23 protein-coding genes are annotated in these 24,758 nt (G+C 32.7%); 7 read left to right on the forward strand and 16 right to left on the reverse strand.

Annotation, left to right across the window (positions count from 1 at the left end):
• Nucleotides 1-4: 4 nt before the first annotated feature.
• The 3 genes from AC3VI6_RS00205 to AC3VI6_RS00215 all read right to left on the reverse strand — a co-directional run bounded on the left by AC3VI6_RS00205 (nt 5) and on the right by AC3VI6_RS00215 (nt 3,262).
• A complete protein-coding gene (locus AC3VI6_RS00205; RefSeq protein ID WP_497704730.1) occupies nt 5-844 on the reverse strand; it encodes a sulfurtransferase in 840 nt (279 codons plus the stop codon).
• Nucleotides 834-1,865: a glutathione synthase gene (gene gshB / locus AC3VI6_RS00210; protein WP_497704731.1), complete on the reverse strand. Its 1,032-nt coding sequence runs from the start codon at nt 1,863-1,865 to the stop codon at nt 834-836. The genes AC3VI6_RS00205 and gshB overlap by 11 nt, the downstream gene beginning before the upstream one ends.
• A gap of 71 nt (nt 1,866-1,936) precedes the next feature.
• Nucleotides 1,937-3,262 carry a dicarboxylate/amino acid:cation symporter gene (locus tag AC3VI6_RS00215; protein ID WP_497704732.1) on the reverse strand — a complete coding sequence of 442 codons (1,326 nt, stop codon included), beginning with the start codon at nt 3,260-3,262 and terminating at the stop codon, nt 1,937-1,939.
• A gap of 121 nt (nt 3,263-3,383) precedes the next feature.
• Between AC3VI6_RS00215 and AC3VI6_RS00220 the strand changes: the two genes are divergently transcribed.
• On the forward strand, nt 3,384-4,034 hold the full coding sequence (locus AC3VI6_RS00220) for a DUF937 domain-containing protein (RefSeq protein ID WP_435255049.1): 651 nt from the start codon (nt 3,384-3,386) through the stop codon (nt 4,032-4,034).
• An 83-nt stretch (nt 4,035-4,117) separates the two neighbouring features.
• Nucleotides 4,118-4,429 (forward strand): DUF6787 family protein, encoded by a 312-nt coding sequence (locus tag AC3VI6_RS00225; RefSeq protein WP_435255050.1) that lies wholly within the window; start codon nt 4,118-4,120, stop codon nt 4,427-4,429.
• Nucleotides 4,430-4,683: 254 nt separating this feature from the next.
• Here the strand turns inward: AC3VI6_RS00225 and AC3VI6_RS00230 are convergent, their stop codons facing one another.
• The 12 genes from AC3VI6_RS00230 to AC3VI6_RS00285 form a co-directional block, all read right to left on the reverse strand.
• Nucleotides 4,684-5,550 (reverse strand): mechanosensitive ion channel family protein, encoded by an 867-nt coding sequence (locus AC3VI6_RS00230; RefSeq protein ID WP_497704733.1) that lies wholly within the window; start codon nt 5,548-5,550, stop codon nt 4,684-4,686.
• Entirely contained in the window at nt 5,550-8,261 is a 2,712-nt protein-coding gene (locus AC3VI6_RS00235) for a DNA gyrase/topoisomerase IV subunit A (RefSeq protein WP_497704734.1), read from the reverse strand. The genes AC3VI6_RS00230 and AC3VI6_RS00235 overlap by 1 nt, the downstream gene beginning before the upstream one ends.
• Nucleotides 8,262-8,495: 234 nt before the next feature.
• On the reverse strand, nt 8,496-8,699 hold the full coding sequence (locus AC3VI6_RS00240) for a hypothetical protein (RefSeq protein WP_497704735.1): 204 nt from the start codon (nt 8,697-8,699) through the stop codon (nt 8,496-8,498).
• 168 nt (nt 8,700-8,867) lie between these two features.
• Nucleotides 8,868-9,065, reverse strand: coding sequence for a hypothetical protein (locus tag AC3VI6_RS00245; protein ID WP_497704736.1), 198 nt, complete (start codon nt 9,063-9,065; stop codon nt 8,868-8,870).
• A gap of 1 nt (nt 9,066) precedes the next feature.
• Nucleotides 9,067-10,923: a DNA topoisomerase IV subunit B gene (locus AC3VI6_RS00250; RefSeq protein ID WP_497704737.1), complete on the reverse strand. Its 1,857-nt coding sequence runs from the start codon at nt 10,921-10,923 to the stop codon at nt 9,067-9,069.
• A 116-nt stretch (nt 10,924-11,039) separates the two neighbouring features.
• Entirely contained in the window at nt 11,040-12,515 is a 1,476-nt protein-coding gene (guaB, locus tag AC3VI6_RS00255) for an IMP dehydrogenase (protein WP_497704738.1), read from the reverse strand.
• Between the two features lie 77 nt (nt 12,516-12,592).
• The gene (locus AC3VI6_RS00260; protein WP_274634145.1) at nt 12,593-13,087 is read right to left on the reverse strand and encodes an Aq_1264-related membrane protein; all 495 of its coding nucleotides are present in this window, start codon (nt 13,085-13,087) and stop codon (nt 12,593-12,595) included.
• A complete protein-coding gene (locus AC3VI6_RS00265; protein ID WP_497704739.1) occupies nt 13,088-13,624 on the reverse strand; it encodes an FMN-binding protein in 537 nt (178 codons plus the stop codon). It abuts the gene before it with no gap.
• A gap of 97 nt (nt 13,625-13,721) precedes the next feature.
• On the reverse strand, nt 13,722-14,918 hold the full coding sequence (locus AC3VI6_RS00270) for a porin (RefSeq protein WP_299011501.1): 1,197 nt from the start codon (nt 14,916-14,918) through the stop codon (nt 13,722-13,724).
• 143 nt (nt 14,919-15,061) lie between these two features.
• Entirely contained in the window at nt 15,062-16,615 is a 1,554-nt protein-coding gene (locus AC3VI6_RS00275) for a bifunctional metallophosphatase/5'-nucleotidase (RefSeq protein WP_497704740.1), read from the reverse strand.
• Nucleotides 16,616-16,652: 37 nt separating this feature from the next.
• Nucleotides 16,653-17,459, reverse strand: a complete 807-nt coding sequence (locus AC3VI6_RS00280) for a hypothetical protein (protein WP_435255059.1) — start codon at nt 17,457-17,459, stop codon at nt 16,653-16,655.
• Nucleotides 17,460-17,465: 6 nt separating this feature from the next.
• Entirely contained in the window at nt 17,466-18,323 is an 858-nt protein-coding gene (locus AC3VI6_RS00285; protein ID WP_028892520.1) for a hydroxymethylglutaryl-CoA lyase, read from the reverse strand.
• A 189-nt stretch (nt 18,324-18,512) separates the two neighbouring features.
• Between AC3VI6_RS00285 and AC3VI6_RS00290 the strand changes: the two genes are divergently transcribed.
• From AC3VI6_RS00290 to AC3VI6_RS00305, 4 genes are read left to right on the forward strand one after another with little or no spacing between them, the layout of a single operon-like run.
• Complete coding sequence (locus AC3VI6_RS00290; RefSeq protein WP_497704741.1) at nt 18,513-19,088, forward strand: RNA polymerase sigma factor; 576 nt, start codon at nt 18,513-18,515, stop codon at nt 19,086-19,088.
• On the forward strand, nt 19,078-19,608 hold the full coding sequence (locus AC3VI6_RS00295) for a hypothetical protein (protein ID WP_497704742.1): 531 nt from the start codon (nt 19,078-19,080) through the stop codon (nt 19,606-19,608). The genes AC3VI6_RS00290 and AC3VI6_RS00295 overlap by 11 nt, the downstream gene beginning before the upstream one ends.
• Complete coding sequence (locus tag AC3VI6_RS00300) at nt 19,595-20,668, forward strand: hypothetical protein (RefSeq protein WP_497704743.1); 1,074 nt, start codon at nt 19,595-19,597, stop codon at nt 20,666-20,668. The genes AC3VI6_RS00295 and AC3VI6_RS00300 overlap by 14 nt, the downstream gene beginning before the upstream one ends.
• 21 nt (nt 20,669-20,689) lie before the next feature.
• Nucleotides 20,690-21,418 (forward strand): head GIN domain-containing protein, encoded by a 729-nt coding sequence (locus AC3VI6_RS00305; RefSeq protein ID WP_497704744.1) that lies wholly within the window; start codon nt 20,690-20,692, stop codon nt 21,416-21,418.
• A 77-nt stretch (nt 21,419-21,495) separates the two neighbouring features.
• Here AC3VI6_RS00305 and AC3VI6_RS00310 read toward each other — a convergent pair whose 3' ends face one another.
• Nucleotides 21,496-24,135: a valine--tRNA ligase gene (locus AC3VI6_RS00310; RefSeq protein WP_497704745.1), complete on the reverse strand. Its 2,640-nt coding sequence runs from the start codon at nt 24,133-24,135 to the stop codon at nt 21,496-21,498.
• A 187-nt stretch (nt 24,136-24,322) separates the two neighbouring features.
• Here AC3VI6_RS00310 and AC3VI6_RS00315 point away from each other — a divergent pair, with 187 nt between their 5' ends.
• Nucleotides 24,323-24,727, forward strand: a complete 405-nt coding sequence (locus AC3VI6_RS00315) for a DUF1573 domain-containing protein (protein WP_435255065.1) — start codon at nt 24,323-24,325, stop codon at nt 24,725-24,727.
• Nucleotides 24,728-24,758: the final 31 nt, after the last annotated feature.

Here is a 24,758-nt window from a genome sequence, read left to right on the forward strand (position 1 = left end):
ACTACTATTTTTCAACAGGTAACTCTAACCTACTTGCCCACTCCGTCCAAGAACCATCGTACACGCTATACTTTGTATATCCTGACGTTTCTGCTCCTAAAGCTAAAACACAAGCTGTAATTCCTGAACCACAAGAAAAGGTCATGTGTTCATTTTTAGGGTTTATTTCAGAAAATAACTGTTGAAGTTCTTCTGTCGACTTCATTTTTCCATCAGACTGTAATTTCCCGTGAGGCAAACTTTTCGAATTTGGAATATGTCCTCCTCGCATATCAGCTCTTGGTTCTGGTTCAGTAGCATAAAAACGCCCTTGTGAACGCGCATCAACAATCAAATCTTTATTGTTTGAAGCTTCTAAAACCTGTTCCGTTACTCGTAACAACTCTTTTTGAAACTTTGCTGTAAAATCTCCTTCTGCTACTTCTTTTTTTGCTGGAAGTTCTACAGAATAACCTGCTGCTTCCCATGCAGGCAATCCTCCATTTAAAACAGTAATATTTGTAAATCCGAAAGCTTTAAACAGCCACCAAACTCTAGGTGATGAATACACACCTAAATCATCATAAACTACAATACAGCTATCGTTGTTTATGCCTATTTTTTGAGCTTCTTTTTCAAAGTGATTTTCCGAAGGAATTGTATTCGGATACTCTCCTTCAGCATCTAAAAAAACGTTCTTTAAATCAAAGAAAACAGCATTTTTGATTTGCTGTTTTTCTTTTATAACATCTTTTGTTGCTCCTACTTTAGGAATTGTAGCATCTAAAATAATTAGATTTTCTGCCTCTAAATTCTCTTGTAACCATTCAACTGAAACAAGAGGTGTCGTTACTTTAAGCATCATCTACTTTACGTTTTAAATCAGTCATTCTTCTGAATGCTGCATTTTTTTCTAAAATTTTACTTTCTAAAAAGTCAATTACCTTTTCTTGAATCTTAACTTTTGATACTTTATTAATGTACACAATTCCTCCTGGACTCATTACATTAACCTCTACCAATTTACCTCCAATAACATCAATTCCCACAAAATACAATCCGTCTTTTACTAACTTCGGACCTATTTTATCGCAAAGCAACTTCTCAGCTTTGGTTAATTTGTGCTTTTCTACTCTACCTCCAGCAGTAATGTTTGAACGATGATCTTTATCTCCAGGAATACGTCTCATTGCTCCAATAGGTAATCCGTTTAACAATAAAATACGCACATCACCTTGATCAGCTCCTTCAATATAATCTTGAAGAATCACATAATCGGAAGACCCATCACTTTTATTAATGTAAAAATCTAACAGAGAATTAACATTCCCCATTGCCGACTTTTCTATCAAAATTACACCAGAACCCCCGTACCCGTTCAACGGTTTTAGAATCATTTTATCTGACTCAGATTCTTCAATGATATTAATTAAATAATCTTTGTTTTTAGAAACATGTGTTACAGGAATTATCTCATTGTTTGGGTCTTCAAAAACAGCAGTATACAACTTGTTATTTGCTTCACGCATTCCTTGAACCGAGTTGATGATAAAAACATCATCCTTTACTGAATCTAAAAAATTCAACATTAGCGGATCTAACGGTGGATTTGCTCTCATGAAAATAGCATCAAATCCTGCTAAAGGTAGCATTTCCTCTCTTGTTGTTGCTTTTTTATAATACGACTTTATGCTAGCTGGTACTTTATCCATTCTTCCAACAATGGTACAAAACGCATTGGTTACACTATTTCGTATTGTTAAATTAGATGGTGTACAAATTGCTACTCCATGCCCTCGTTTTGCACACTCATGTATCAACGTTAACGTTGAATCTTTCTCAGGATTGATTTCTTCCCAAGGATACATTAAAAAACAAATATTCATTTAACCTGATTTGTTTATTCTTTCTTCTTTAATTACTATTATTCAATATATCTATAAGCAATGCTTCGCATTTACTTTACTTCATCATAATGATCATCCCAATTTTTAGGATGTGGTTTCCCTAATTTTCCTACAGATTTTGCCACCAAAGTAGATACTGTAGCATCTCCTGTAACATTAATTACTGTTCTACACATATCTAAAGGTCTATCTACAGCAAAAATTAACGCTAAACCAATTGCTAATTTATCTGCTGGAAAACCTACAGACTCTAATACAATAACTAGCATTACCATACCCGCTCCTGGTACTGCTGCAGAACCTATAGAAGCCAATAAAGCCGTTAGTATAATGGTTAATTGATCCCCAAAAGTTAAATCAAAGCTCAGTGCTTGAGCAATAAATACTGCAGCTACTGCTTGATATAAACTCGTTCCATCCATGTTAATAGTAGCTCCTACGGGTAATACAAAACTCGACACTTCTTTATCTACTCCCACATGTTCTTCAACACGCTCCATTGTTACTGGTAACGTTGCTGCACTTGAACTTGTAGAAAAAGCTAACAATTGCGCTGGACTAATTTGTTGTAAAAACCAAAATGGGTTCTTTTTTACAAATACACTTATTAAAATCATATAGAAAACAACAAGTAATAATAATCCTCCTACCACAGTTAATGCGTATTTTAATAATGCTAATAATAAATCTGGATCATTTGAAGAAACTACTACGTTAGCCAATAATGCAAACACTGCATAAGGAGCAGTTAACATAATTAAATCGACCATTTTTAGCACAACTTCATTTAAAGAATCGAAAAACTTCTTTAGTGGTTTAGATTTCTTCTCTCCAATTAACAACATTGATATTCCTAAGAAAATGGTAAAGAAAATTACTTGTAACATCGCTTTGTTGTTACTCATTGCCTGCATTGCATTATCAGGAACCATATCTACCACAAACTGTAAAGGCCCGCTTGCTTTTTGCTTGCTTGCTTCTGCTATTTTTGATTGTACTCCTCCGCTATTCGCATAAGTTTCTGTTAGTTTTGCTATGGTTTCTTCAGAAATTCCATTTCCAGGTTGTACAGCATTAACTAAAACTAGTCCTACAGTAATTGCTATTACCGTAGTACCTATATATATTAATATAGTGCGTAAACCTATATTTTTGAATTTAGAAATATCTTTTAAATCTGATATCCCTTTTACTAAAGACGCTATAATTAATGGAACTGCTATTAATTTTAATAATTTCACAAAAATAGTTCCTAAAGGCTTTATCCAGTCAGCTACAAATGACGCTCCTCCTTCAACGAAAGTCATCGCTAAGCCAAATAAAATTCCTAAAATCATTCCTATTAAAATTTGCCAGTGTAGTGCAAGTTTCCTCATGTAATCTGTTCGTTTTTTTGAGGCTGTAAGGTAAAAAGAAATATTTAAAAAAAAGTGACCTCAATTTTGTAACTTGTGTCTCTATAAATAAGAACTTAGTACTAACCTTATAAAATTAAAAATGGCAGGAATTTTAGACTTATTAAACAGCGACTTAGGAAAAACAATTGTTTCTGGTGTAGCAGGATCTACTGGTCAAGATACTGATAAAACAAACAGTGTATTAACAATGGCTTTGCCTGTTTTAATGAAAGCTATGCAACGTAATGCTTCTTCTTCTGAAGGTGCAGAAGGATTAATGAGCGCATTAAACAAGCATGATGGAGGAATTTTAGATAATCTTGGTGATTTATTTAACGGCGGTGTAAATTCAGACGTTTTACAGGATGGAAGTAAAATTTTAGGACATGTTTTAGGAAACAAACAACAAGGTGTTGAACAAGTAATTGGTCAAAAAGCAGGTATTGATGCTAACGCAGTAGCAGACATCTTAAAAACTGCGGCTCCGATCTTATTAGGCCTATTAGGAAAACAAAAACGCGAAACCAATGTAAATAACGCTGGTGACTTGGGAGGTTTGTTAGGTGGTTTGCTTGGAGGAAACTCTAACGAAAGAGAACAAAGCTTCTTAGAACAAATTTTAGATGCCGATGGTGACGGTAGTATTGTTGATGATGTAGCAGGAATGGTATTAGGAAATGCTAGCAGTAGTCAACAAAAATCAGGTGGTTTATTAGGCGGATTATTAGGTGGTGTTTTTGGAAAAAAATAAACTTTCTCTTTTAATGATGAATCAAAGGGCAAACATTTGTTTGCCCTTTTTCTTTTAATTACTTTTGCCACGATTATTACTGTATGGAAAAATTAAAACAACGTTGGGGAGTAGACAATAACTGGTCTTTGGCTGCAATTTTTATTGTATTTGCTATTAACGGTTCTTTTGCTGCTTGGGTAGCTAAACCTATTACTGGCTTACTTGGTTTATCACCAGAAACCATGTCTCCTTGGTTGTATTATCCTTTAAGAATTTTACTTATTTTTCCTATTTATCAAACTACTTTGCCTTTAGTAGGTTGGGTTTTTGGTCAATTTAATTTTTTCTGGGACTTTGAAAAGAAGTTTTTAAGTCGACTTGGATTAGGATTTCTTTTCAAGAAAAACAACTAAAAAAAACCTAATAATCAGTATTTTACCTTTATTTTTGTTTTTGTAATTTCTTACCCTCGTGCGTCGATTAGATTTGTAATAACTCATGTATTAGTTCCCTTTTCTTTAATAGAATCACTAACAAAACCTAATTTCGTATGAAAACTTTACAAAAAGCAATACTAGACAAAGGTATTTATGGTTTAATTTCTGAAATCCCAAAACTTCTGATAAAAAGCTTTTTATAACTTTTGAAATCTATTAACAAAGTAAACTTAGTCTACTTTGTTAATTATTTCATTTATATTGATTGGAATAGGCAAATCTACTCCTTCTTTTAAGAAACGCTTATGTACTGCTTCTTTTAGGTTACATTTTGTTTTAAATTCCTGAAAAGGCTCGTTTAACCATACGTAAGCACGTACATGTATGTGGTCTGAATGTATATCAATAACACGAACATCTACTTGATTTACATCTGCCATTACTTGCTCGGGCGTTCGATAATCTATTACCGTAGGCAATTTTACGGCTTCTTCTTGTATAATCTTTCGCGCTAAATCTATATCTGCTTTTAAGCCTAATTTAAAGTTATTAAAACTTAGAATATGAGAATCTTCTATCGTATGATTTAAAATAGAATCGGTACTAATTACAGAGTTTGGTATGATTAACCGTTTATTCTCAAAATTATTAATTACTGTATGACGTAGCGTAATATCTTCAACAATTCCAACACGAGTTTCATCTAACTTAATATAATCGCCTACTCGAAACGGACGGAAAATAACAATAAACGCTCCCGCTATTAAATTAGAGAGCGCTGCTTGTGCAGCAAAACCTATAATCGCCGCAATAATACCTGCTCCAGAAAAAATTAACGTTGCCTTGCTTCTAAAAGCAGGCACTGTCATAATAATATATATGACAGTTAAAAGCCCTATTACAAAGGTTACCGAATTACGTAAAAACTGAATACTAGTTCTACCAAAACGGTCTTCCTTTTTGAATTTAATTAATCGCCAAATAATTGCTCTAACCAACCTGGATATTAGCCAAGAAGTTAGAAAAACAACTATAATGTAACCTAAAACACCAAAAAAAGTATCTAAATTAAAACGATATGGTATTAATTCACTCATTAAAATAATGCGGTTTGACTTTCGTCGTCTTTACTTTTTTTCTTTTTTTGAAGCGCTCGTTCTAAAGCTTTTTTGGCCTTATCTTCTTTCGACTCTTCAAATTCTTTTTTAATCTCAGGAACATCTACATCTAGTACTAAAGACTCTTCAACTACTTCTTCCTCTTCGTTTACCTCAATATCTTCTACTTTCTCTTCTTCTGGTTCTTCATACGGAAGAGGTTCTAAGAGATTAACCGTTTTAATTTTTTCAGCAGTTAACTGATTTCCTAAAGCTTTAATCCCTTTAACCGCTATAAATTCTTCAAAATTCACCTCGACATTCTCTAAGCTACGCTTTGAGAAAATTACTTCAGCTACTGGTCGGTAATCCGTTGAAATGATTTGCAACTTTGATTTTTCATGATCTGAAATAAAAATTTCTTCTTTATCAAGAGCTTCTATTAAAAAACGTTTTACGAAATAACGTTCTTTATTTCCATCAAAATAAATTGCTGAAATCGGTTTGTTTGGTTTCCACTTTTCTAAAACAATCATATCATCTTCGAAATGCATTGCCAAATCTGGAGTTACCGCTTTTATTTTTCCTGATTGTGTTGCTATTAAAATTTTATCTTCTGCTTTAAATTCTCCTAATAACTCCCCTCTTCCATCTACATTTAAACGTTGAACTGTATCATCAAACCAAATTTTACGTGGTTTTAAAGTAGATACACCTGCTTCTTTAAATTCTACCTTTTTAATCGCGTATTTAGTTACTTGGTTACCACGAACACTACGACCTTTTATCGCTAAATCAGCAAAATCAATATCCCATTTCAGTTTTTTAATACTTCCAACAGCACGCAGTAAAATAGTTACTACTTCCGCTTCTCCATTAGGGTTTGCTGAGAAGTACAATACTTTCGATTTAGAATCGTCATTTGCTAAATTGTACTCTTTATCACGTGTAACCGAAGTTACATTGAAACGCTTCATAAAGGAAGCTCCCTTCGCTCCATCTCTATAAATCATATTATAAACAGTACGCTTGTCTTTCTTTTTGAAAATTGCAACGTGTATAATTCCTTTTCCTACGAAAGTCTTCGAATCAACCTTAGTTACAATCATCGACCCGTCTTCTCTAAACACAATCACATCATCAATATCAGCACAGTCGGTAACATATTCGTCTTTTTTCAACGATGTTCCAATAAATCCTTCCTCTCTGTTTACATATAACTTTGAGTTACGCATTACTACCTTAGTAGCTACGATGTCATCAAAAATTCGGATTTCAGTTTTACGTTCTTTTCCTTTACCGTATTTAGTTTTTAATTCTTTAAAGTAATCAATCGCAAAATCGATAAGGTTTGCCAAGTAATTCTTTACCTCTGCTATTTTTTCTTCTAAACTTTCAATAAATTGCTTCGCCTTGTCAATATCAAACTTAGAAATCTTTTTAATTCGGATTTCTGTTAAACGCACGATATCTTCTTCAGTTACTTCACGTTTTAAATGTTGGATGTGTGGCTGCAACCCTTTATCAATAGCTTCAATTACACCTTCCCAAGTTTCAACTTCTTCAATATCACGATAAATTCTATTTTCAATAAATATACGCTCTAACGAAGCAAAGTGCCATTGCTCTTCTAACTCATGTAACTGAATTTCTAACTCTCGTTTGAGTAATTCAACTGTAAAGTCTGTCGACTTTCTTAAAATCTCACTTACTCCTATAAAGATAGGTTTGTTGTCTTCAATAATACAACACAGTGGCGATATTGAGTTTTCACAACTGGTAAAAGCATATAATGCATCAATAGTTTTATCTGGAGATACATTAGGTGGAAGATGTACTAAGATTTCTACCTCAGCTGCAGTATTATCTTCTATCTTTTTAATCTTAATTTTCCCTTTCTCATTCGCTTTTAAGATGCTATCAATTAACGAAGAGGTAGTAGTTCCGAATGGAATTTCGGTAATTACCAGTGTTTTTTTATCTAGCGCTGATATTTTAGCACGTACTCTGATTTTTCCTCCTCTTTTTCCGTCTTTATAATCAGTTACATCAACAATACCTCCTGTTAAAAAATCAGGAACAATGGTAAAACTCCTTCCTTTTAAATATTTAACAGAAGCATCTATTAACTCGTTAAAGTTATGTGGAAGAATTTTAGTCGACAATCCAACTGCAATACCTTCTGCTCCCTGTGCTAATAACAATGGAAACTTTACAGGTAAGTTTACAGGCTCTTTTTTACGACCATCGTATGATGCTTGCCATTCGGTAGTTTTGGCGTTGAAAACAACATCTAAAGCGAACTTCGACAAACGTGCTTCGATATAACGGGAAGCTGCAGCACGGTCACCTGTAAGGATATTACCCCAGTTACCTTGCATATCTATCAGCAATTCTTTTTGCCCCATTTGTACCATGGCATCGGCAATAGAAGCATCTCCATGCGGGTGATACTGCATGGTATGACCAACAATGTTCGCTACTTTATTGTAACGACCATCGTCTAAATCTTTCATCGAATGCATAATACGACGTTGTACGGGTTTAAAACCGTCTTCTATCGAAGGTACAGCACGTTCTAAAATTACATACGAAGCATAATCTAAAAACCATTCTTTGTACATACCGGTTACCTTGGTAATGGTTTCGGTACTTTCAATAGGTTGATCTAATTCTTCGTCGTGTTCGTAATTGTTGTTTTCTTCACTCATATATGAATGTTTAAACGTTTATTCGTTTAAGAGTTCTTTTGTTTCTTCTTAATTAGTAAAAAAAATAGCTATAAAAACTAAGGCTGCAACTATCATATTGATATAAGACGCCCTATTTGCCTCCCAATTTAAATTATCAAAATCAACATTAAATACGTTGACAAAAAAAATTGAAAATGCTATTAATAAATATATTCTAGCTCTTCTATTTCTATCCATTATTTTTTCTTGTTCTTAATTACAAGCTAATTTATTTATCTGATGCTTTTTTGTAAACTGCATCACAAAGATGAATAAAACAGCAGAAATGATTCCTAAGAACGGAGATAAGTTATTATTGAAACTTAAGTTACTGTAATCAATTTGTGTAAACCATCCAATTAAGATGACTCCAAAAAGGATCGACATAGCATCAAAAATTTTTCCTACGCTTTTCATTTAGTTTTATTTTTTCAATTTTAAAATAATAAAAACAGACAATCCTATAATTCCTATATATGATGCAAAATTACCCTCAGCAGTTAAATCTTTAAAATCAATAGAAAAGAGTAATAAAAAAATGATAAAACCAACTAGATAAACTATATTTCTATTTAAGCTCTTCATTTAACTATTCTCCTCTTCATTTTTAGACGATTTGATTGATAGCATCATTGATAGTGAAACTAACGCCATTGATAACGCACCTAAATATAGATTTAAATTAACCTCTAAATTAGTTAACTTACCTAAATCGATTTCTAAAACATTCACAACCAATAGTATTAATGCCGCAATTAAAATTACTATTCTTAACTTTTTCATATTAATTTTCTTCTACTAAGTCTAACTCTACTTTTAGGTTATTGATGATAAACTTTTGTCTGTCTGGAGTGTTTTTCCCCATATAAAACTCTAACATTTGTTCTATCGACATTTCTTTATCTAACATTACAGGATCTAAACGAATATCGTCACCTATAAAATGAACAAATTCGTTAGGAGAAATCTCCCCTAATCCTTTAAATCGAGTTATTTCTGGTTTTCCTCTTAGCTTATCAATTGCAGCTTGCTTTTCTTCTTCTGAATAACAATAAATTGTTTCCTTTTTATTTCGAACTCTAAATAGCGGAGTATCTAAAATATATAAATGCCCTTCTTTAATAACCTCTGGGAAGAACTGTAAAAAAAAGGTTATTAATAACAAGCGAATGTGCATACCATCTACATCGGCATCGGTAGCAATTACAATATTGTTGTATCGCAAATCTTCTAGTCCGTCTTCAATATTTAAAGCAGCTTGCAACAAGTTAAACTCCTCATTTTCATACACAATTTTTTTAGACAATCCGTACGAATTTAAAGGTTTCCCTTTTAAACTGAATACTGCTTGCGTATTTACATTTCGCGATTTGGTAATCGATCCACTTGCCGAATCTCCCTCGGTAATAAATAAGGTTGTATCTAGATACCCATCTTTTTTAGTATCTCCAAAATGAATACGACAATCACGTAGCTTTTTGTTATGTAAACTCGCTTTTTTAGCACGTTCACGAGCCAATTTTCGAATCCCTGATAATTCTTTACGCTCTTTTTCAGCCTGTAATATCTTTTTCTGAAGCTTATCGGCTATCTCGGTATTCTTATGTAAATAGTTATCTAATTGTGTTTTTACAAAATCATTGATATAGGTACGAACGGTTGGTAAATCACCTCCCATTTCAGTAGATCCTAATTTAGTTTTCGTCTGACTTTCAAAAACAGGTTCCATCACTTTAACAGAAATGGCTGCAATGATAGATTTACGAACATCTGATGCATCAAAATTCTTTCCGAAGAACTCACGTACTGTTTTTACTACTGCTTCTCTAAAAGCATTTAAGTGTGTACCACCTTGTGTAGTATTTTGACCATTAACAAACGAATGATACTCTTCTGAATATTGCGTTTTACTGTGTGTCATAGCAACTTCAATATCATCACCACGTAAATGAATTATCGGATACAACATATCATCTTGATTGTTGTTATCTTCTAATAAATCTTTTAATCCGTTTTCTGAATAAAACTTTTCGCCATTAAAAACTATGGTTAGTCCTGGATTTAGGTATACATAGTTTTTCAGTAGTTTTATAATATACTCTGGACGATACTTGTAGTTCTTAAAAATGGTTTCGTCTGCAATAAAGGTTACTTTGGTACCTCTTCGACGCGATGTTTCTTCAAGAAATTCTTCATTCGTTAAATTTCCTTTTTCAAACTCTGCTGCGGCTGATTTACCATCACGAGTAGACTCAACTCTGAAGTAAGTAGATAAGGCATTTACTGCTTTGGTACCTACTCCGTTTAATCCTACCGATTTTTTAAAGGCACGTGAATCGTACTTACCTCCGGTATTCATTTTCGATACTACATCGACAACTTTTCCTAACGGAATACCACGACCGTAATCGCGTACGATTACTTTATCGCCTTGTACCGAAACTTCAATCGTTTTTCCTGTACCCATAACAAACTCATCAATAGAGTTATCGAGCACTTCTTTAACCAAAATATAAATACCATCGTCGGGTGAAGAACCGTCTCCTAATTTACCAATATACATCCCAGGACGCATACGGATATGTTCTTTCCAATCGAGCGAGCGAATATTATCTTCGGTATATTTTGTTTCTTGAGTCATAAAATTAAAGGAAATTGAAGTCTCTGCTAAAATAGTGTTTACAACGTAAAAACAAAAAACTCTGTTAATTTAATTATTAACAGAGCTTGAGTTTTATTACGATTATTTTTCCAGAATTATCTTCTACTGTAATTTGGCGCTTCTTTAGTAATTGCTACATCGTGTGGGTGACTTTCGTTGATACCGCTTGCAGTAATACGAACAAATCTTCCTGTTTCTTTTAACGTATTAATATCTTTTGCTCCACAGTATCCCATTCCTGCACGTAAACCTCCAACAAATTGATGAATACTTTCTTGTAACTCACCTTTGTATGGTACGCGTCCTACAATTCCTTCTGGAACTAATTTTTTAATATCATCTTCTACATCTTGGAAATAACGGTCTTTTGAACCTTGCTTCATTGCTTCAACAGATCCCATTCCACGATATGATTTGAATTTTCTTCCGTCGTAAATAATAGTTTCTCCTGGAGATTCTTTAGTTCCTGCTAATAATGATCCTAACATTACACTATCAGCTCCTGCTGCGATTGCTTTAGGGATATCACCTGTATAACGAATACCTCCATCTGCAATTACAGGAACTCCACTTCCTTTAATAGCTTCTGCAACTTCTAACACTGCTGAAAACTGAGGAAAACCAACACCTGCTACTACACGAGTAGTACAGATAGATCCTGGTCCAATTCCTACTTTTACTGCATCTGCTCCTGCTTCAACTAAATATTTAGCGGCTTCTGGTGTTGCAATGTTACCTACAACAACATCTAATGTTGGGAATTTAGCCTTTACTTCTTTTAATACTGAAACCACTCCTTTGGTATGTCCGTGAGCAGTATCAATAATTACAGCATCAACACCTGCTTTTACCAACGCTTCTGCTCTATCAACAGCATCGTGAGTTACTCCTAATGCAGCAGCTACACGTAAACGTCCGTAAGAATCTTTATTAGCAATTGGTTTTTGTGTTAATTTGGTAATATCTCTAAAGGTAATTAACCCTACTAATTTATCATCATTATTAACAACTGGTAATTTTTCAATTTTATTTTCTTGTAAAATTACTTCTGCATCTTTTAACGAAGTTCCTTCAGCAACAGTTACTAAATTTTCCGAAGTCATTACCTCTACGATAGGACGCTCGTTATTTTTTTCGAAACGTAAATCACGGTTAGTTACGATTCCTACTAACTTTCCTCCTTCATCAACAATAGGAATTCCTCCAATTTTATGCTCACGCATTGCTTGCTTAGCATCTAACACAATTGAAGTTAATGATAAGGTAATCGGATCGATAATCATACCGCTCTCTGCACGTTTAACCTTACGAACTTCAAGAGCTTGCTGCTCAATTGTCATGTTCTTATGCAACACTCCTATTCCTCCTTCTCTTGCTATAGCAATTGCCATAGCAGATTCGGTTACAGTATCCATTGCTGCAGACACTATAGGAACATTGATTGTTATGTTTCTTGTAAATTTTGTTTGGATTGAAACTTCTCTTGGAAGTACTTCTGAGTAGGCAGGAACTAATAAAACGTCGTCGTACGTTAATCCTTCACCTAATATTTTATTTTGATGAGCTTGCATATGCAATCAATTTAGTGTGTTGTTAATTAATTGCATGCAAATATACTACAAAATATATAATATCGGTTAATTTAACGTTAGTCTTTTTTTGGTACTAAAATCGACTTTACAATAAAGAATGAAGAGAGTATGTAAGTAGCTGTCATAAAAAAGCCAGAAACCATTACTATGTATTTCATCCACGTAATACCTGTCCACATTAAATAGATACCACCAAAAGTACAAACTACCGAAACAAAAGGCTCAATCATTAAAAATAATTTAAGTTTCATTCCAATACTTGTTGTAGATAAAATGATTGCCAATAAAAAGAAAATTACTGAAATTGATAATATATGGTTGTGCACCAATGTTTTTATTTCTCCTTCAGATTTTTTAAACATCATTTTGGTAGCTTCTTCATCGTCTTCGTTTCCTAAATAACGCTCTTGAATTCCTTTAGAACTCGCATTGGTGGTATCATTTACAAATGAAAGTCCACCAAAATAGCCTATACTTAACGTGGCTACAAAAACAATTATTAAAAATTTTATTTCTCTAGGAAACTGATGAATAACTCCGTGTACTTGCATTTATAATACCTTATTTTGATGAAGAACTGCTAGATTTTGAAGAAATGTATTTACCGAAATAGTCATTGAAGAAGCTGAAATTGTTGCTCCTGAAATTGCCATTATATCTTTTTCATATTGTAAGGCGTCTCTAGAAGTTTTTCCGTTAAATTGTTTTAACCAACGTTTACTTCCTATTTCTCCGCCATAATCTTCGCGGTAAATCAATATTTTAGTTTTTACTATGATTAAGTTTTTATCTAACAAAATTAAATAATCAAACTCATCTGTTTTACTCGGGGCTTTATCTACATAAGCATACCCTATTAGTTCGTTCTTTATATGAATTTTAAAAAGCTTATCCTCTTCAATTTTTCGAACTAACAAATCATTTATCTCTTTTGAAATCTTTATTTCCTCTAGATTAAAAGCCTCTACTTCAAAAGTATTATTTATTTCTTTTGTTACTTTTTTTTGTACATTTTTAGGAATGACAAACGACAGCAAGCTAAAAGAAGCAACAAATAATAAAAAAGGAAAAAATAGTTGTTTTCTCATGTTACAAAAATATTGGAATTAGTCTAAATAAAAAACAAAAAACGAACCAAATTAACATAATTTGATTCGTTTTTTATTTGATATGTTTCTAGTTAGGTTAGAACCAAACTCCGAAACCTAAGTTTAATTGCTTAATTGTTTGGCTACCTGATACAGCATCATTTTTAAGCTGGTAATCTGCTTTAAATGCAGCTCCTGGTGCTACTTTATAAGTTAAACCAAACGTCCACTCATCACGATCGTAAGCTAAGTTTTTAACAGTTCCTTCAGCTACAGAGGCGTGTGTGTTATAATCTTCGTAACGTGCAAAAGCATGTAATTGTTGCTTTTTATCTTGCGGTAATAAGTTATATGCTGCTTCTAAATACCAACCTTGTAATGCGCTTCCTAAATCTGGACGAACAATTTCTCCATCTCCATTAGTGTACTCATAAAAGTCATTGTATTCTTTAGCGTCTGATATACTAGCATGGATAAACTGACCGCGTGCTGTAAAACGTTGGTACGCATAACGAGCATCTAAACCAACCATAGCAATTCCTACATCAGCTCCTTCTAAATCTTCTACATCGTTTTCAGATTGTGTTCTTCCAAAGTATCCTGATAAACCTAAACGTAAACCTGGTAATCCGTAATAATCTACTTTACCAGAAACATTGATATTGTTCATCATAGATTCTGCTCCTTTTTGACGTCCACTACGGAATCCGTCTTTTCCTCCTAAAAACTTACCGTCGTTTTCAGATTTGAATCCGTTAAACATATAAGCTTGGTAACGTAAAGAAGCTGCATCCCATTTACCTGAAACCCCTAAACCTAATTCTCTCCATGTAGATGGAACGATAGATTTATCCATACTTGGTCTTTCTACTCCGTTAAAGGTAGTTGGTTCGTGGTATTCGTTAACAATACCCATTGGTACTAACATTAAACCTGCGCGTAAGTTTACATTATCAGCAATAGTATATTGTAAGAAAGCTTGCTCTACATATACTTCTTTTACGTGTTCGAATTCAATTTCTGTTACGAATTGAGTTCTTTCATTAAACTTGTATCCGAAAAGCATTACTAATCTATGAACATCTAGTTTAGCGTTTTCACCAGTAGCTCTGTTTAAATGTGCTTCTGCATACCCCCCAACTGTAAGTCCTTGTTGACTTAAGTTTGAAGATAAAAGACGTTGCGCAGCATTCTGCTGAGTTTGCGGGTTAGTTGGAATACTATCTGTTGGAGCCGTTTGCGCTGTTGCAAATAATGATACTCCTGCTAATAAACCGAAAAATACTTTTTTCATTTTTATTTAGATTAATTTTAAACTAATTTTGTTTTACGACCGCAAAATTAGTAGAGATAATCAATCTAACAAATTTTATTAAGATTTATTTTAAATAAAATTTAACAGTTTTTAGTATTCACTTAACATACAATAAATTAAGCCTACTCTACTTTAAAAAGATTAACAACAGCTTTACGTATGTCGTATGCTATTTCTTCTTTTTTAGGTGTATAAATACTTATAACTCCTTCGCTTTTGTCTGAAAGCATAGGTATGTCAAGTCCTCTTAACAAATAGTCTGAAAAGGCAACTGTATAGACTTTATCTTCTTCAAGTTTACCATTTTTAAGTATCCATTCTTCATTTTCTTTCTTAGCATTGAATCGTTGTAAATAAGCTCCTGTTCCTGAAGCTGCTTCTCCAAAGTCTAATACTTCTTTCAATAAACTTCCTTTAATTTCTACTTTTAAAACCTCGCCTCCATAAGGCAAAACTCTAAAAATATCCACAGCGTTTACATCTCCTGCTAATACATCGTCTATTCTAACAGAACCTCCATTTACTAATGCACAGTCAACTTCATTATTGTAAGCTAAACTCATAGACTCTGCTATAATCTTTCCCATATTGGTTTGAACACTTCTAATAGTACTTTCTCTTGCATCTAGTGGTTCTTTAGCAGTATATAAAACTTCATAAGGATTAGAAACTACTTCTTGAATTTTACTTTGCAAAACAACCTGCCATTTATCAACTACATCTTGTACTTTTTTATTTGAAGCTATCGAGTCATTAATCTCTTTTAACTCTGACTTAAATTGAGTTTTCTTAGTTGCCGGATCATATTCAAACCTATGAATATAAGCCGTTTTAGCATTTGCATCGGCTTTCGCAATTACTACCTCTCCTACTTTATCGTAGCTGTTTGTGTGTTCATGTCCTCCCATTATTAAAGGTACATTAGGTAATAATTTTGCAATCTCTTTGTCTTGCGTTAACGAAGCATGGGTTAAACCAATAACTATATCTACATCGTCTTTAATTTCATTATATGCACGTTTTATTTCTTCGTACATATCGCCATAGTGTACATAACTCTTAGGGTTAGAAGGAATACAAACACTTATAAAACCTACTTTTAACTTTGTACCATCTGGATTTACAAATTCTTTTATGTAAGAATCTTTTAAACTTTGCTTTTCTCCATCAATAGTTTTATAAAAATACGAATGTTCACCATTTATATTATGTAAAACGTTAGCCGAAATCCATTCAAAATTACTTTCGTTCAATCTAACTTGTAAATGTGTGTAACTTAAATCGAATTCATGATTACCAAAAGCAACCACATCAAAATTCATTGCATTCATTACTTCTACCATTTGCTTACCTCTAACACGTTCACCATTATGACTCATGGTTCCTATTAAAGAAGGCGATAAAAAGTCTCCTGCCAACACTAACATTGTTTGCTCGTTTTCTTTAAGTAAATCTTGATGTACAGTTTCTACCCTAGCCATTCCACCATATTTACCTCCTTGTATTGGAGCTATTTCATATACATCGTTTAATTGAAGAATTGTAAAGTACGTTTTATCAGCATCTTTTGTAAACTGATATTTCTTTGTAGAAGTGTTAGCTGTTTTTTTATTTGTGTTACAACTAACTATAAATAAGGTGATAAAAAGTGCTAAAAAAATTCTAATCTGTTTCATTTGATTTTACTTTAAAAAGAAACCAAATTTACAAATTCTAATGAAGATATTGACGTGTGTTTTGTCGAATCATTCTTCTATATTCCACCAATTCTGGAAATTCGTAAAAGAAGTTGATTTTCTTATGTGCGATCGTTCTAGGTTTTTTAATCTTTGGCCTTAATACAAAAGCCGTCCAGCTTTCTACAATATCTTCTTCTGGACTTTCTGCAGCATAATCTGTTAAAAATTCTGTGCGATTGTTTAAATACAAGTCATATAATTTTTCAACACAGTTCGCTTCGGTATAACAATATTTACGCTGAATAACATCCCAACGATTTAACAATGCTCCTTTCCAAAACAAATTAACAAACCTATTTATGTAACTATTTTTATATGCTTCTCCTTCGAGAGTTAAATACAACTCACCTTCGTCTTGTAGCTTTTTATCGGTAGGACGTATTTGTGTTCTATTTAAAGTAAGTAAATGTCCGAATTCATGAACTAACGTGTAAACAGACTCATGAAGTCTTTTTTTATCTTTGGAATAAAAATTTACATCATTGACATCTATTTCTAGTTGCCATTTGTCATTTTTTGAACTCAAAGCCACCAAAGCTCCTGTTTTTTCATCAAGCCCATCCGTCATTAAAACAATTCGCTTGATGTATTTTTTTGTTAACTCTTGAGGAAAAATTCTATTAAATTCATTCCAATAATAAATTGCCAGTTGATCGTTTTTAGATCTATTTCGTATTATCTCTCCATTTTTCACACTCCATGTACCTATTCTTTCACTATCTGTAGCTTGAGAAAAGGCTGAAAAAAAGAAAAAAAGAAAAATAATATGTATTAATTTCATAATCTTTTAAAAAACTTCAAGTGCTTTATTATAGGCACTTTCAAAACTCATTGGTTTTATATTGGTTTCAACTTTATTTGCGGTAAAATACGACAGTAATTTTTCTGTAGGCATATTACCTGTCAATTCATCTTTTGCCATTGGGCAGCCTCCATAACCTTTTATCGCCCCATCAAAACGTCTACAACCTGCTTTAAAAGCGCTATCTACTTTTTCGTGCCATTTTGTTGGAGTTGTATGAAGATGTGCTCCAAATTCTATTTGAGGATAACTAGGTATTAAGTTTGAAAATAAATAATCTATATCTTCAGGTGTTGAACTTCCAATGGTATCTGACAAAGATAATATCTTAACACCTAAGTTAGAAAGTTTCTCTGTCCACTCACCTACAATCTCCACGTTCCAAGGGTCACCATAAGGATTCCCAAACCCCATCGATAAATACGCTACTACTTCTTTATTTGTTCTATTAGCTATCGTTAAAACTTCTTTTAACGTATCAATAGATTGTTCTATTGTTTTATGTGTATTACGCATTTGAAAGTTTTCAGAAATTGAGAAAGGGTATCCTAAATAATCAATTTCTTCAAACTGTGATGCATCATTTGCACCACGTACGTTAGCTATAATAGCTAAAAGTTTACTTGTAGTAGATGATAAATCTAATTTTGACAAAACCTCTGCAGTATCTCTCATTTGAGGTATTGCTTTTGGTGATACAAAACTTCCAAAATCTATCGTATCAAACCCCACCTTTAACAGTGAGTTGATGTATTTTGCCTTGGCCTCTGTAGGAATAAAATGACTTTTGATTCCTTGCATTGCATCTCTTGGGCACTCAATAATTTTAACACTGTTAACCATTGTGTCAAATATACATATTTTGATTCATTTTTTTACTTAGCATTACTTACGCAACTTCAATAAAAAAACATACCACCAACCATTTAACTATCAATAAAATACACATAAAAAAAGCTAGAATCTTAAAAAAATCTATTTTTATTGAAACAAATTGTCACAATTTAAAAGTTGAATTGTCTCTAGTATAGAATGATTTCATTGGAGTCGCAGAAAACACATATCAACCAACTAATCGAACGCTGTAAGAAAAACGATAGCACTGCACAAATACAGGTGTATCAAAGCTATTATAAAGCTATGTATAACACATCGTATCGTATTTTAAAAGACGAATTCGAGGCTGAAGATTTAATTCAAGAAGCATTTTTAACTGCTTTTACAAAATTAAATTCTTTTAAGGGAGAAGTTACTTTTGGTGCTTGGTTAAAGCGAATCGTTATTAATAAAAGTTTAACCCAACTAAAAAAGGTAACTCGATATGATGAAGTTAAAATGGATGTGATTCCTAATTATGAAATCGAAGAAGTTGAAATAGATTATAGCTCACTTGAAGTACAAAGAGTATTAAGTTGTTTGCAAAGTTTGAAAGATAATTACAGAATTGTATTGACTTTGAACTTAATTGAAGGCTATGATTATGAAGAAATAGCTCAGATATTGAATTATACTAATGAAAATGTGCGCACAACAATATCAAGAGCTAAAAAGAAATTAAAACAAGTATTGGTTAACGATACTAATAAAACACAAGGATATGGAGGATAAATTACATCAATTTTTTAAAGAAAATGATTTCGATGTTTTTGAACCTCATCAAGGACATTTAGAACGTTTTCAGCGTAAACTAAAAAACCCGAAGAGAAATAAAAAACCTTCAATTTTCTGGATGAGTATAGCAGCATCAATTGTATTAATGTTAGGTTTTTATCTTGGTAATTACCAACAACAAAAAACGTATACTCTAGCCGATGTATCACCTAAAATGGCTGAGGCTCAAAACTTTTTTGTTACAACTATAAATCAAGAGTTACGAGAAGTTGAACAATATAGAAATTTAGATACCGAAACAGTTATTGAAGACTCTTTAAATGAAATTGAAGAATTAGAAGACCAATATAACTCTCTTGAAAAAGAGCTTTCTAAAAAAGAAAACAAACGTCAAATCATCCGAGAAATGATACAAAATTATCAACAACGATTAGATGTGTTAGAAAGGCTTCTTTTACAGTTAGAGCAATTACAAAACCCAGCAAAATTAGAATTATTAGACGATGAAATTATATAAACTACTTTTCTTATTCTTACTTATTCCTACCGTTCTTATCGCTAACGATAGAAAACACGAAAAAAGTAAGAACATTAGCAAAACGTTTAACGTTAACAAAAACGCTACCCTATACATTAACAACAAGTATGGAAATGTAAACGTAACTACATGGAATGAAAATCGTATCGAAATCAAAGTTAAAATAACTGTAAAAGGTGATGATCTTTCAAGTGTTGAACGTAAACTAAAAGACATTAACATTCAGTTTGAAGCTACTTCCAATTTAGTAGAAGCTAGAACAATTATAGAAAAAAGTAAATCTTCTTGGTCTTGGTGGGGAAGCAATAACACCAATTATAAAATTAATTATTCTGTAAGAATGCCTATTACTAACAATGCTGACTTACACAATAAGTATGGAGACATTTATTTATTAGATGAACTTGAAGGAAAATCGAATATTAACTGTGATTATGGTAAAATTCAAATCGACCAACTGTTAAACAGTAACAATAATATTAGCTTAGATTATTGCGGTACTTCTGAAATCAATTACATGAAATCAGGAAATCTTAATGTTGATTATTCAAAATTAAATATTAGAAAATCTAACAACTTAAAAGTAAGTGCAGATTATTCAACTATAAAAATTGGTAAGGCTACTGATGTTACATTTAATAGCGATTATGGAAGTATTTCTGCAGAAGAGATTTCTAACCTAACTGGAAATTCTGATTATGCTAGTGTTAAAGTAGGTACACTTAAAAAGAACTTGAAAATTAATAGCGATTATGGCGGAATTAGAGTTCAAAACATTGCTAAAGGATTTGATAACATTACTATTGACGGAAACTATGCTAGTATCAAATTAGGAACCAACAGCAATAATAACTTTAATTTCAACATCGACTTATCTTATGCTAGTTTTGGCTATCCTGATAACAATGTAGAGCTATACAAAAGCATCAAAAAAACATCTAAAAAATACTATGAAGGTACTTTTGGTAAAGGAAATTCGAATTCAAAGATCACCATTAAATCTAACTATGGTGGTGTTTCTTTAAAACTAAATGATTAACCAACTTAAAATTATATCATTATGAAAAAATTAGCAATTATCTTACTTACCCTTACTTTCAGCTTACAATCTCAAGCACAAAGTTGGTGGAATACTAAAAAAGTAAGAGGAAACGGAAAAGTTACTACAGAAACACGAAATGTCGGTTCTTTTGACAAAGTAAGTCTAGGAGGTTCATTCGATGTTTATTTAGTTGATGGTGTTGAAGGTGAATTAACAATTGAAGGAGAAGAAAATGTTTTAAAATATGTTGAAACTGAAGTTAAAAATGGAAAACTTCACCTTGGTTTTAAAGACAACACCAATATTCGCATGACTAAGAAATTAACAATTACAGTTCCTTTTGAAAACCTTGAATCTGTTTCTTTGGGTGGTTCAGGAAATATAATTACCAAAAAGCGTATTAAAGCTGATGAAGTAGATTTCGCCCTTGGAGGTTCTGGAAATATTGTAGCCAATGTAGATGCCAACACTGTTAAGACGTCAATTGGAGGCTCTGGAAATATTAAATTAAAAGGGAAAACTGACTATTTAAAATGTTCAATTGGAGGTTCAGGAGATGTGAAAGCGTACGAATTAGACACTAATTCTTTAAAAGCTAGTATTGCAGGATCAGGTGATGTGCTAGTTTCAGTTAAAAATAAAATTAAAGCAACTGTCGTTGGATCTGGAAATATTTACTACAAAGGAAATCCAACCCTAATAGATAGTAACTCTTTAGGTTCTGGAGACGCGGTTGACAAAAACTAAACTCAGTATAAACTAACTACAATAAAAAATCCGCTGTTTGTAAACAGCGGATTTTTTTATTATTCTAAATTGTTAATCTATTGTAACGAAGCTAAACTCGCTTTAATCGTTTCAATTTTAGCTAAGGTATCCGATTCTTTTTTACGTTCTAATGTAATTACCTGCTCAGGTGCATTACTTACAAAACGTTCGTTAGATAATTTCTTTTGAATTCCTGTTAAGAAACCTTCTGCTCGTTTTAATTCTGCATTTAGTTTTTTAATTTCAGCTTCTACATCAATTGTATCTAATGAAATTGGAACAAAATATTCATTTGACTTCACACGGAATGAAGCAGCTCCTTCAACTTTATCTGATACATAAGTAATTTGAGAAGCATTGGTTAACTTTTGAATTACCGCATCAAAATCTTTAGTATAGCTTTCGTTATTTACAACAGCTAATTCAACAGCGTCTTTAAACGAAATATTTTTATCTTTTCTAATCGTTCTAATTCCTGAAACCACATCGGTCATAAATTCAAAATTGGTAATCAATTCATCATTCACTTCTCCAATTGCAGGATATTTAGCAATAATTAGCGCATCTTCTGGAGTTCTTTCTGTGATGTGTTGCCAGATTTCCTCTGTTAAGAAAGGCATAAAAGGGTGTAATACTTTTAAGTTGTTTTCTAATACCTCTATTACAGCTTTGTATGTTTTAGCATCTATCGGTTGTTGGTACCCTGGTTTTACAATTTCTAATAACCAAGACGAAAAATCATCAGTAATTAATTTGTAAATAGCCATCAATGCATCTGATAAACGATACTTACTAAAGTGATCTTCAATTTCTAATACTACTTTATTAAACTTAGCCTCATACCAAGCTAATCCTATTTTAGCTGTTTCTGGTTGAGCTAAGTTTTCATCAACTTCCCACCCTTTGATTAAGCGGAAGGTGTTCCATATTTTATTTGCAAACCCTTTTCCTTGTTGACATAAATCTTCGTCAAATAATAAATCGTTTCCTGCAGCAGAGCTTAATAACAACCCGACACGTACCCCATCAGCTCCAAAATCTTCAATTAACTTTAAAGCATCAGGTGAGTTCCCTAAGGATTTACTCATTTTTCTACGTTGCTTATCACGTACTAAACCTGTTAAATATACATTTTCAAACGGACGCGCATCTTTATACTCATATCCTGCAATAATCATACGAGCTACCCAAAAGAATAAAATATCTGGACCCGTTACTAAATCATTAGTTGGGTAGTAATACTTGATTTCTTCATTCTCAGGATTGCGAATTCCGTCAAAAACACTCATTGGCCATAACCAAGAAGAAAACCAGGTATCTAACGCGTCAGGATCTTGTTTTAAATCAGACACTGATAACGAAGAGTTTCCTGTTTTTTCTTGAGCTAATTTAACTGCATCCTCAATATTCTCAGCAACTACGAAATCCTCTTTCCCGTCTCCAAAGTAAAAAGCAGGAATTTGCTGACCCCACCATAACTGACGTGAAATATTCCAGTCACGGATGTTTTCCATCCAGTGACGGTATGTATTTTCAAATTTTCTTGGAAACAGCTTCACCTCTCTATCTTCACCTAAAACAGCTTCGATAGCTGGCTTTACTAACTCTTCCATTTTTAAGAACCATTGATCTGATAATCTTGGTTCTATTACAGCTTTCGTTCTTTCTGAAGTTCCTACTTTATTTATATGAACTTCAGTTTTAACTAAGTAACCCTTCTCTTCTAGTTCTTTTGTAATTTCTTTACGAACTACAAAACGGTCTTTTCCTTCGTAATGCAATCCGAAAGAATTTAAGCTAGCATCTTCATTAAAAATATCAATTACTTCTAAATTGTGCTTATCTCCTAAAACCTTATCATTTTCATCATGTGCAGGCGTTACTTTTAAACAACCTGTACCAAATTCTACATCTACATATTCATCTTCAATAATTGGAATTTCTCTATTACAAAGAGGAACAATAGCTTTCTTTCCTTTTAAATGCGTAAAGCGCTCATCATTAGGATTGATACAAATAGCTGTATCTCCTAAAATAGTTTCAGGACGCGTAGTTGCAATAGTTACTTTTTCATCAGAACCAACAATATCATATTGTAAATAATATAAATTTCCTTGACGCTCTTCATAAATAACTTCTTCATCAGAAAGTGTAGTTTTTGCCTCAGGATCCCAATTTACCATACGGTATCCGCGGTAAATTAATCCTTTGTTATATAAATCTACAAATACTTTAATTACTGATTCTGACAATGCAGGATCCATCGTAAATGCAGTACGTTCCCAATCACAAGAAGCTCCTAACTTTTTTAATTGATCAAGGATAATTCCTCCATACTCATGTTTCCATTCCCAAGCATGCTCTAGGAACTCTTCACGAGTTAAATCGTTTTTATCTATTCCTTGCTCTTTTAACTTCGCTACTACTTTAGCCTCAGTCGCAATCGAAGCATGATCAGTACCTGGAACCCAACATGCATTTTTTCCTTGTAAACGAGCTCTACGAATTAATACATCTTGAATGGTATTATTTAACATATGCCCCATGTGCAACACTCCTGTGACGTTTGGTGGAGGTATTACTATTGTGTATGGTTCTCTTTCATCTACTTCAGAATGAAAATAGTTGTGTTTCATCCAGTAATCGTACCACTTACCTTCTACTTCTTTAGAATTGTATTTTGATGGAATATTCATATGTATTAAAATATCTTGTTTTGCTTATTTGCTAATAAAATTAGCTTTTGGCATTATTTTTGAAAATTGATAAGCAAAAATACAACTATCTATGAGGTACAGAAAATTAGAAGTTGTTTTTTTAAGAACTTAAATAAATAATACTAAATTTGTACTGGTTTATACCTCTAAAATTAATTTTAACATTATGAAAACAATTTTATCATTTGTCGCTGTTTTCTTTATTACGTTAACAGTAAGCGCTCAAGAATTTAAATTTGAAACTGAAACAATCGACTACGGAAAAATAGCTCTTGGGTCTGAAGGAAAACGTGTATTTGAGTTCACTAACGTAGGAGATGCTCCTTTAATTATAAAAGATATTATTTCTACTTGTGGGTGTACAGTACCTCAAAAGCCTGAAAAACCAATCATGCCAGGAGAAAAAGGAGAAATTGAAGTTTCTTACGACACCAAAAGACCAGGAGGTTTTTCTAAAGCCATTACCATTATTTCTAACGCTAAGAAAAGTAGAAAAATGATTAAGATAAAAGGATTTATCGCAAAAGATGCAACACCTTCGAAAGAAAAAAGTACTGTGAGTGATAGCTAAAAACTACACTTTATAAAATATAAAAATCTCA

This window comes from Tenacibaculum sp. TB-56 (genome assembly GCF_059716275.2).

Bases quoted from the DNA above. Each gene is read 5' to 3' on its own strand.
- AC3VI6_RS00270 (WP_299011501.1), bottom strand. From the start codon at position 14,918: ATGAAAAAAGTATTTTTCGGTTTATTAGCAGGAGTATCATTATTTGCA.
- AC3VI6_RS00280 (WP_435255059.1), bottom strand. From the start codon at position 17,459: ATGAAATTAATACATATTATTTTTCTTTTTTTCTTTTTTTCAGCCTTT.
- AC3VI6_RS00295 (WP_497704742.1), top strand. From the start codon at position 19,078: ATGGAGGATAAATTACATCAATTTTTTAAAGAAAATGATTTCGATGTT.
- AC3VI6_RS00300 (WP_497704743.1), top strand. From the start codon at position 19,595: ATGAAATTATATAAACTACTTTTCTTATTCTTACTTATTCCTACCGTT.
- AC3VI6_RS00310 (WP_497704745.1), bottom strand. From the start codon at position 24,135: ATGAATATTCCATCAAAATACAATTCTAAAGAAGTAGAAGGTAAGTGG.
- AC3VI6_RS00250 (WP_497704737.1), bottom strand. From the start codon at position 10,923: ATGACTCAAGAAACAAAATATACCGAAGATAATATTCGCTCGCTCGAT.
- AC3VI6_RS00240 (WP_497704735.1), bottom strand. From the start codon at position 8,699: ATGAAAAGCGTAGGAAAAATTTTTGATGCTATGTCGATCCTTTTTGGA.
- AC3VI6_RS00265 (WP_497704739.1), bottom strand. From the start codon at position 13,624: ATGAGAAAACAACTATTTTTTCCTTTTTTATTATTTGTTGCTTCTTTT.
- AC3VI6_RS00305 (WP_497704744.1), top strand. From the start codon at position 20,690: ATGAAAAAATTAGCAATTATCTTACTTACCCTTACTTTCAGCTTACAA.
- AC3VI6_RS00215 (WP_497704732.1), bottom strand. From the start codon at position 3,262: ATGAGGAAACTTGCACTACACTGGCAAATTTTAATAGGAATGATTTTA.
- AC3VI6_RS00290 (WP_497704741.1), top strand. From the start codon at position 18,513: ATGATTTCATTGGAGTCGCAGAAAACACATATCAACCAACTAATCGAA.
- AC3VI6_RS00230 (WP_497704733.1), bottom strand. From the start codon at position 5,550: ATGAGTGAATTAATACCATATCGTTTTAATTTAGATACTTTTTTTGGT.
- AC3VI6_RS00235 (WP_497704734.1), bottom strand. From the start codon at position 8,261: ATGAGTGAAGAAAACAACAATTACGAACACGACGAAGAATTAGATCAA.
- guaB (WP_497704738.1), bottom strand. From the start codon at position 12,515: ATGCAAGCTCATCAAAATAAAATATTAGGTGAAGGATTAACGTACGAC.
- AC3VI6_RS00260 (WP_274634145.1), bottom strand. From the start codon at position 13,087: ATGCAAGTACACGGAGTTATTCATCAGTTTCCTAGAGAAATAAAATTT.
- AC3VI6_RS00220 (WP_435255049.1), top strand. From the start codon at position 3,384: ATGGCAGGAATTTTAGACTTATTAAACAGCGACTTAGGAAAAACAATT.
- AC3VI6_RS00315 (WP_435255065.1), top strand. From the start codon at position 24,323: ATGAAAACAATTTTATCATTTGTCGCTGTTTTCTTTATTACGTTAACA.
- AC3VI6_RS00285 (WP_028892520.1), bottom strand. From the start codon at position 18,323: ATGGTTAACAGTGTTAAAATTATTGAGTGCCCAAGAGATGCAATGCAA.
- gshB (WP_497704731.1), bottom strand. From the start codon at position 1,865: ATGAATATTTGTTTTTTAATGTATCCTTGGGAAGAAATCAATCCTGAG.
- AC3VI6_RS00225 (WP_435255050.1), top strand. From the start codon at position 4,118: ATGGAAAAATTAAAACAACGTTGGGGAGTAGACAATAACTGGTCTTTG.
- AC3VI6_RS00205 (WP_497704730.1), bottom strand. From the start codon at position 844: ATGATGCTTAAAGTAACGACACCTCTTGTTTCAGTTGAATGGTTACAA.
- AC3VI6_RS00275 (WP_497704740.1), bottom strand. From the start codon at position 16,615: ATGAAACAGATTAGAATTTTTTTAGCACTTTTTATCACCTTATTTATA.
- AC3VI6_RS00245 (WP_497704736.1), bottom strand. From the start codon at position 9,065: ATGAAAAAGTTAAGAATAGTAATTTTAATTGCGGCATTAATACTATTG.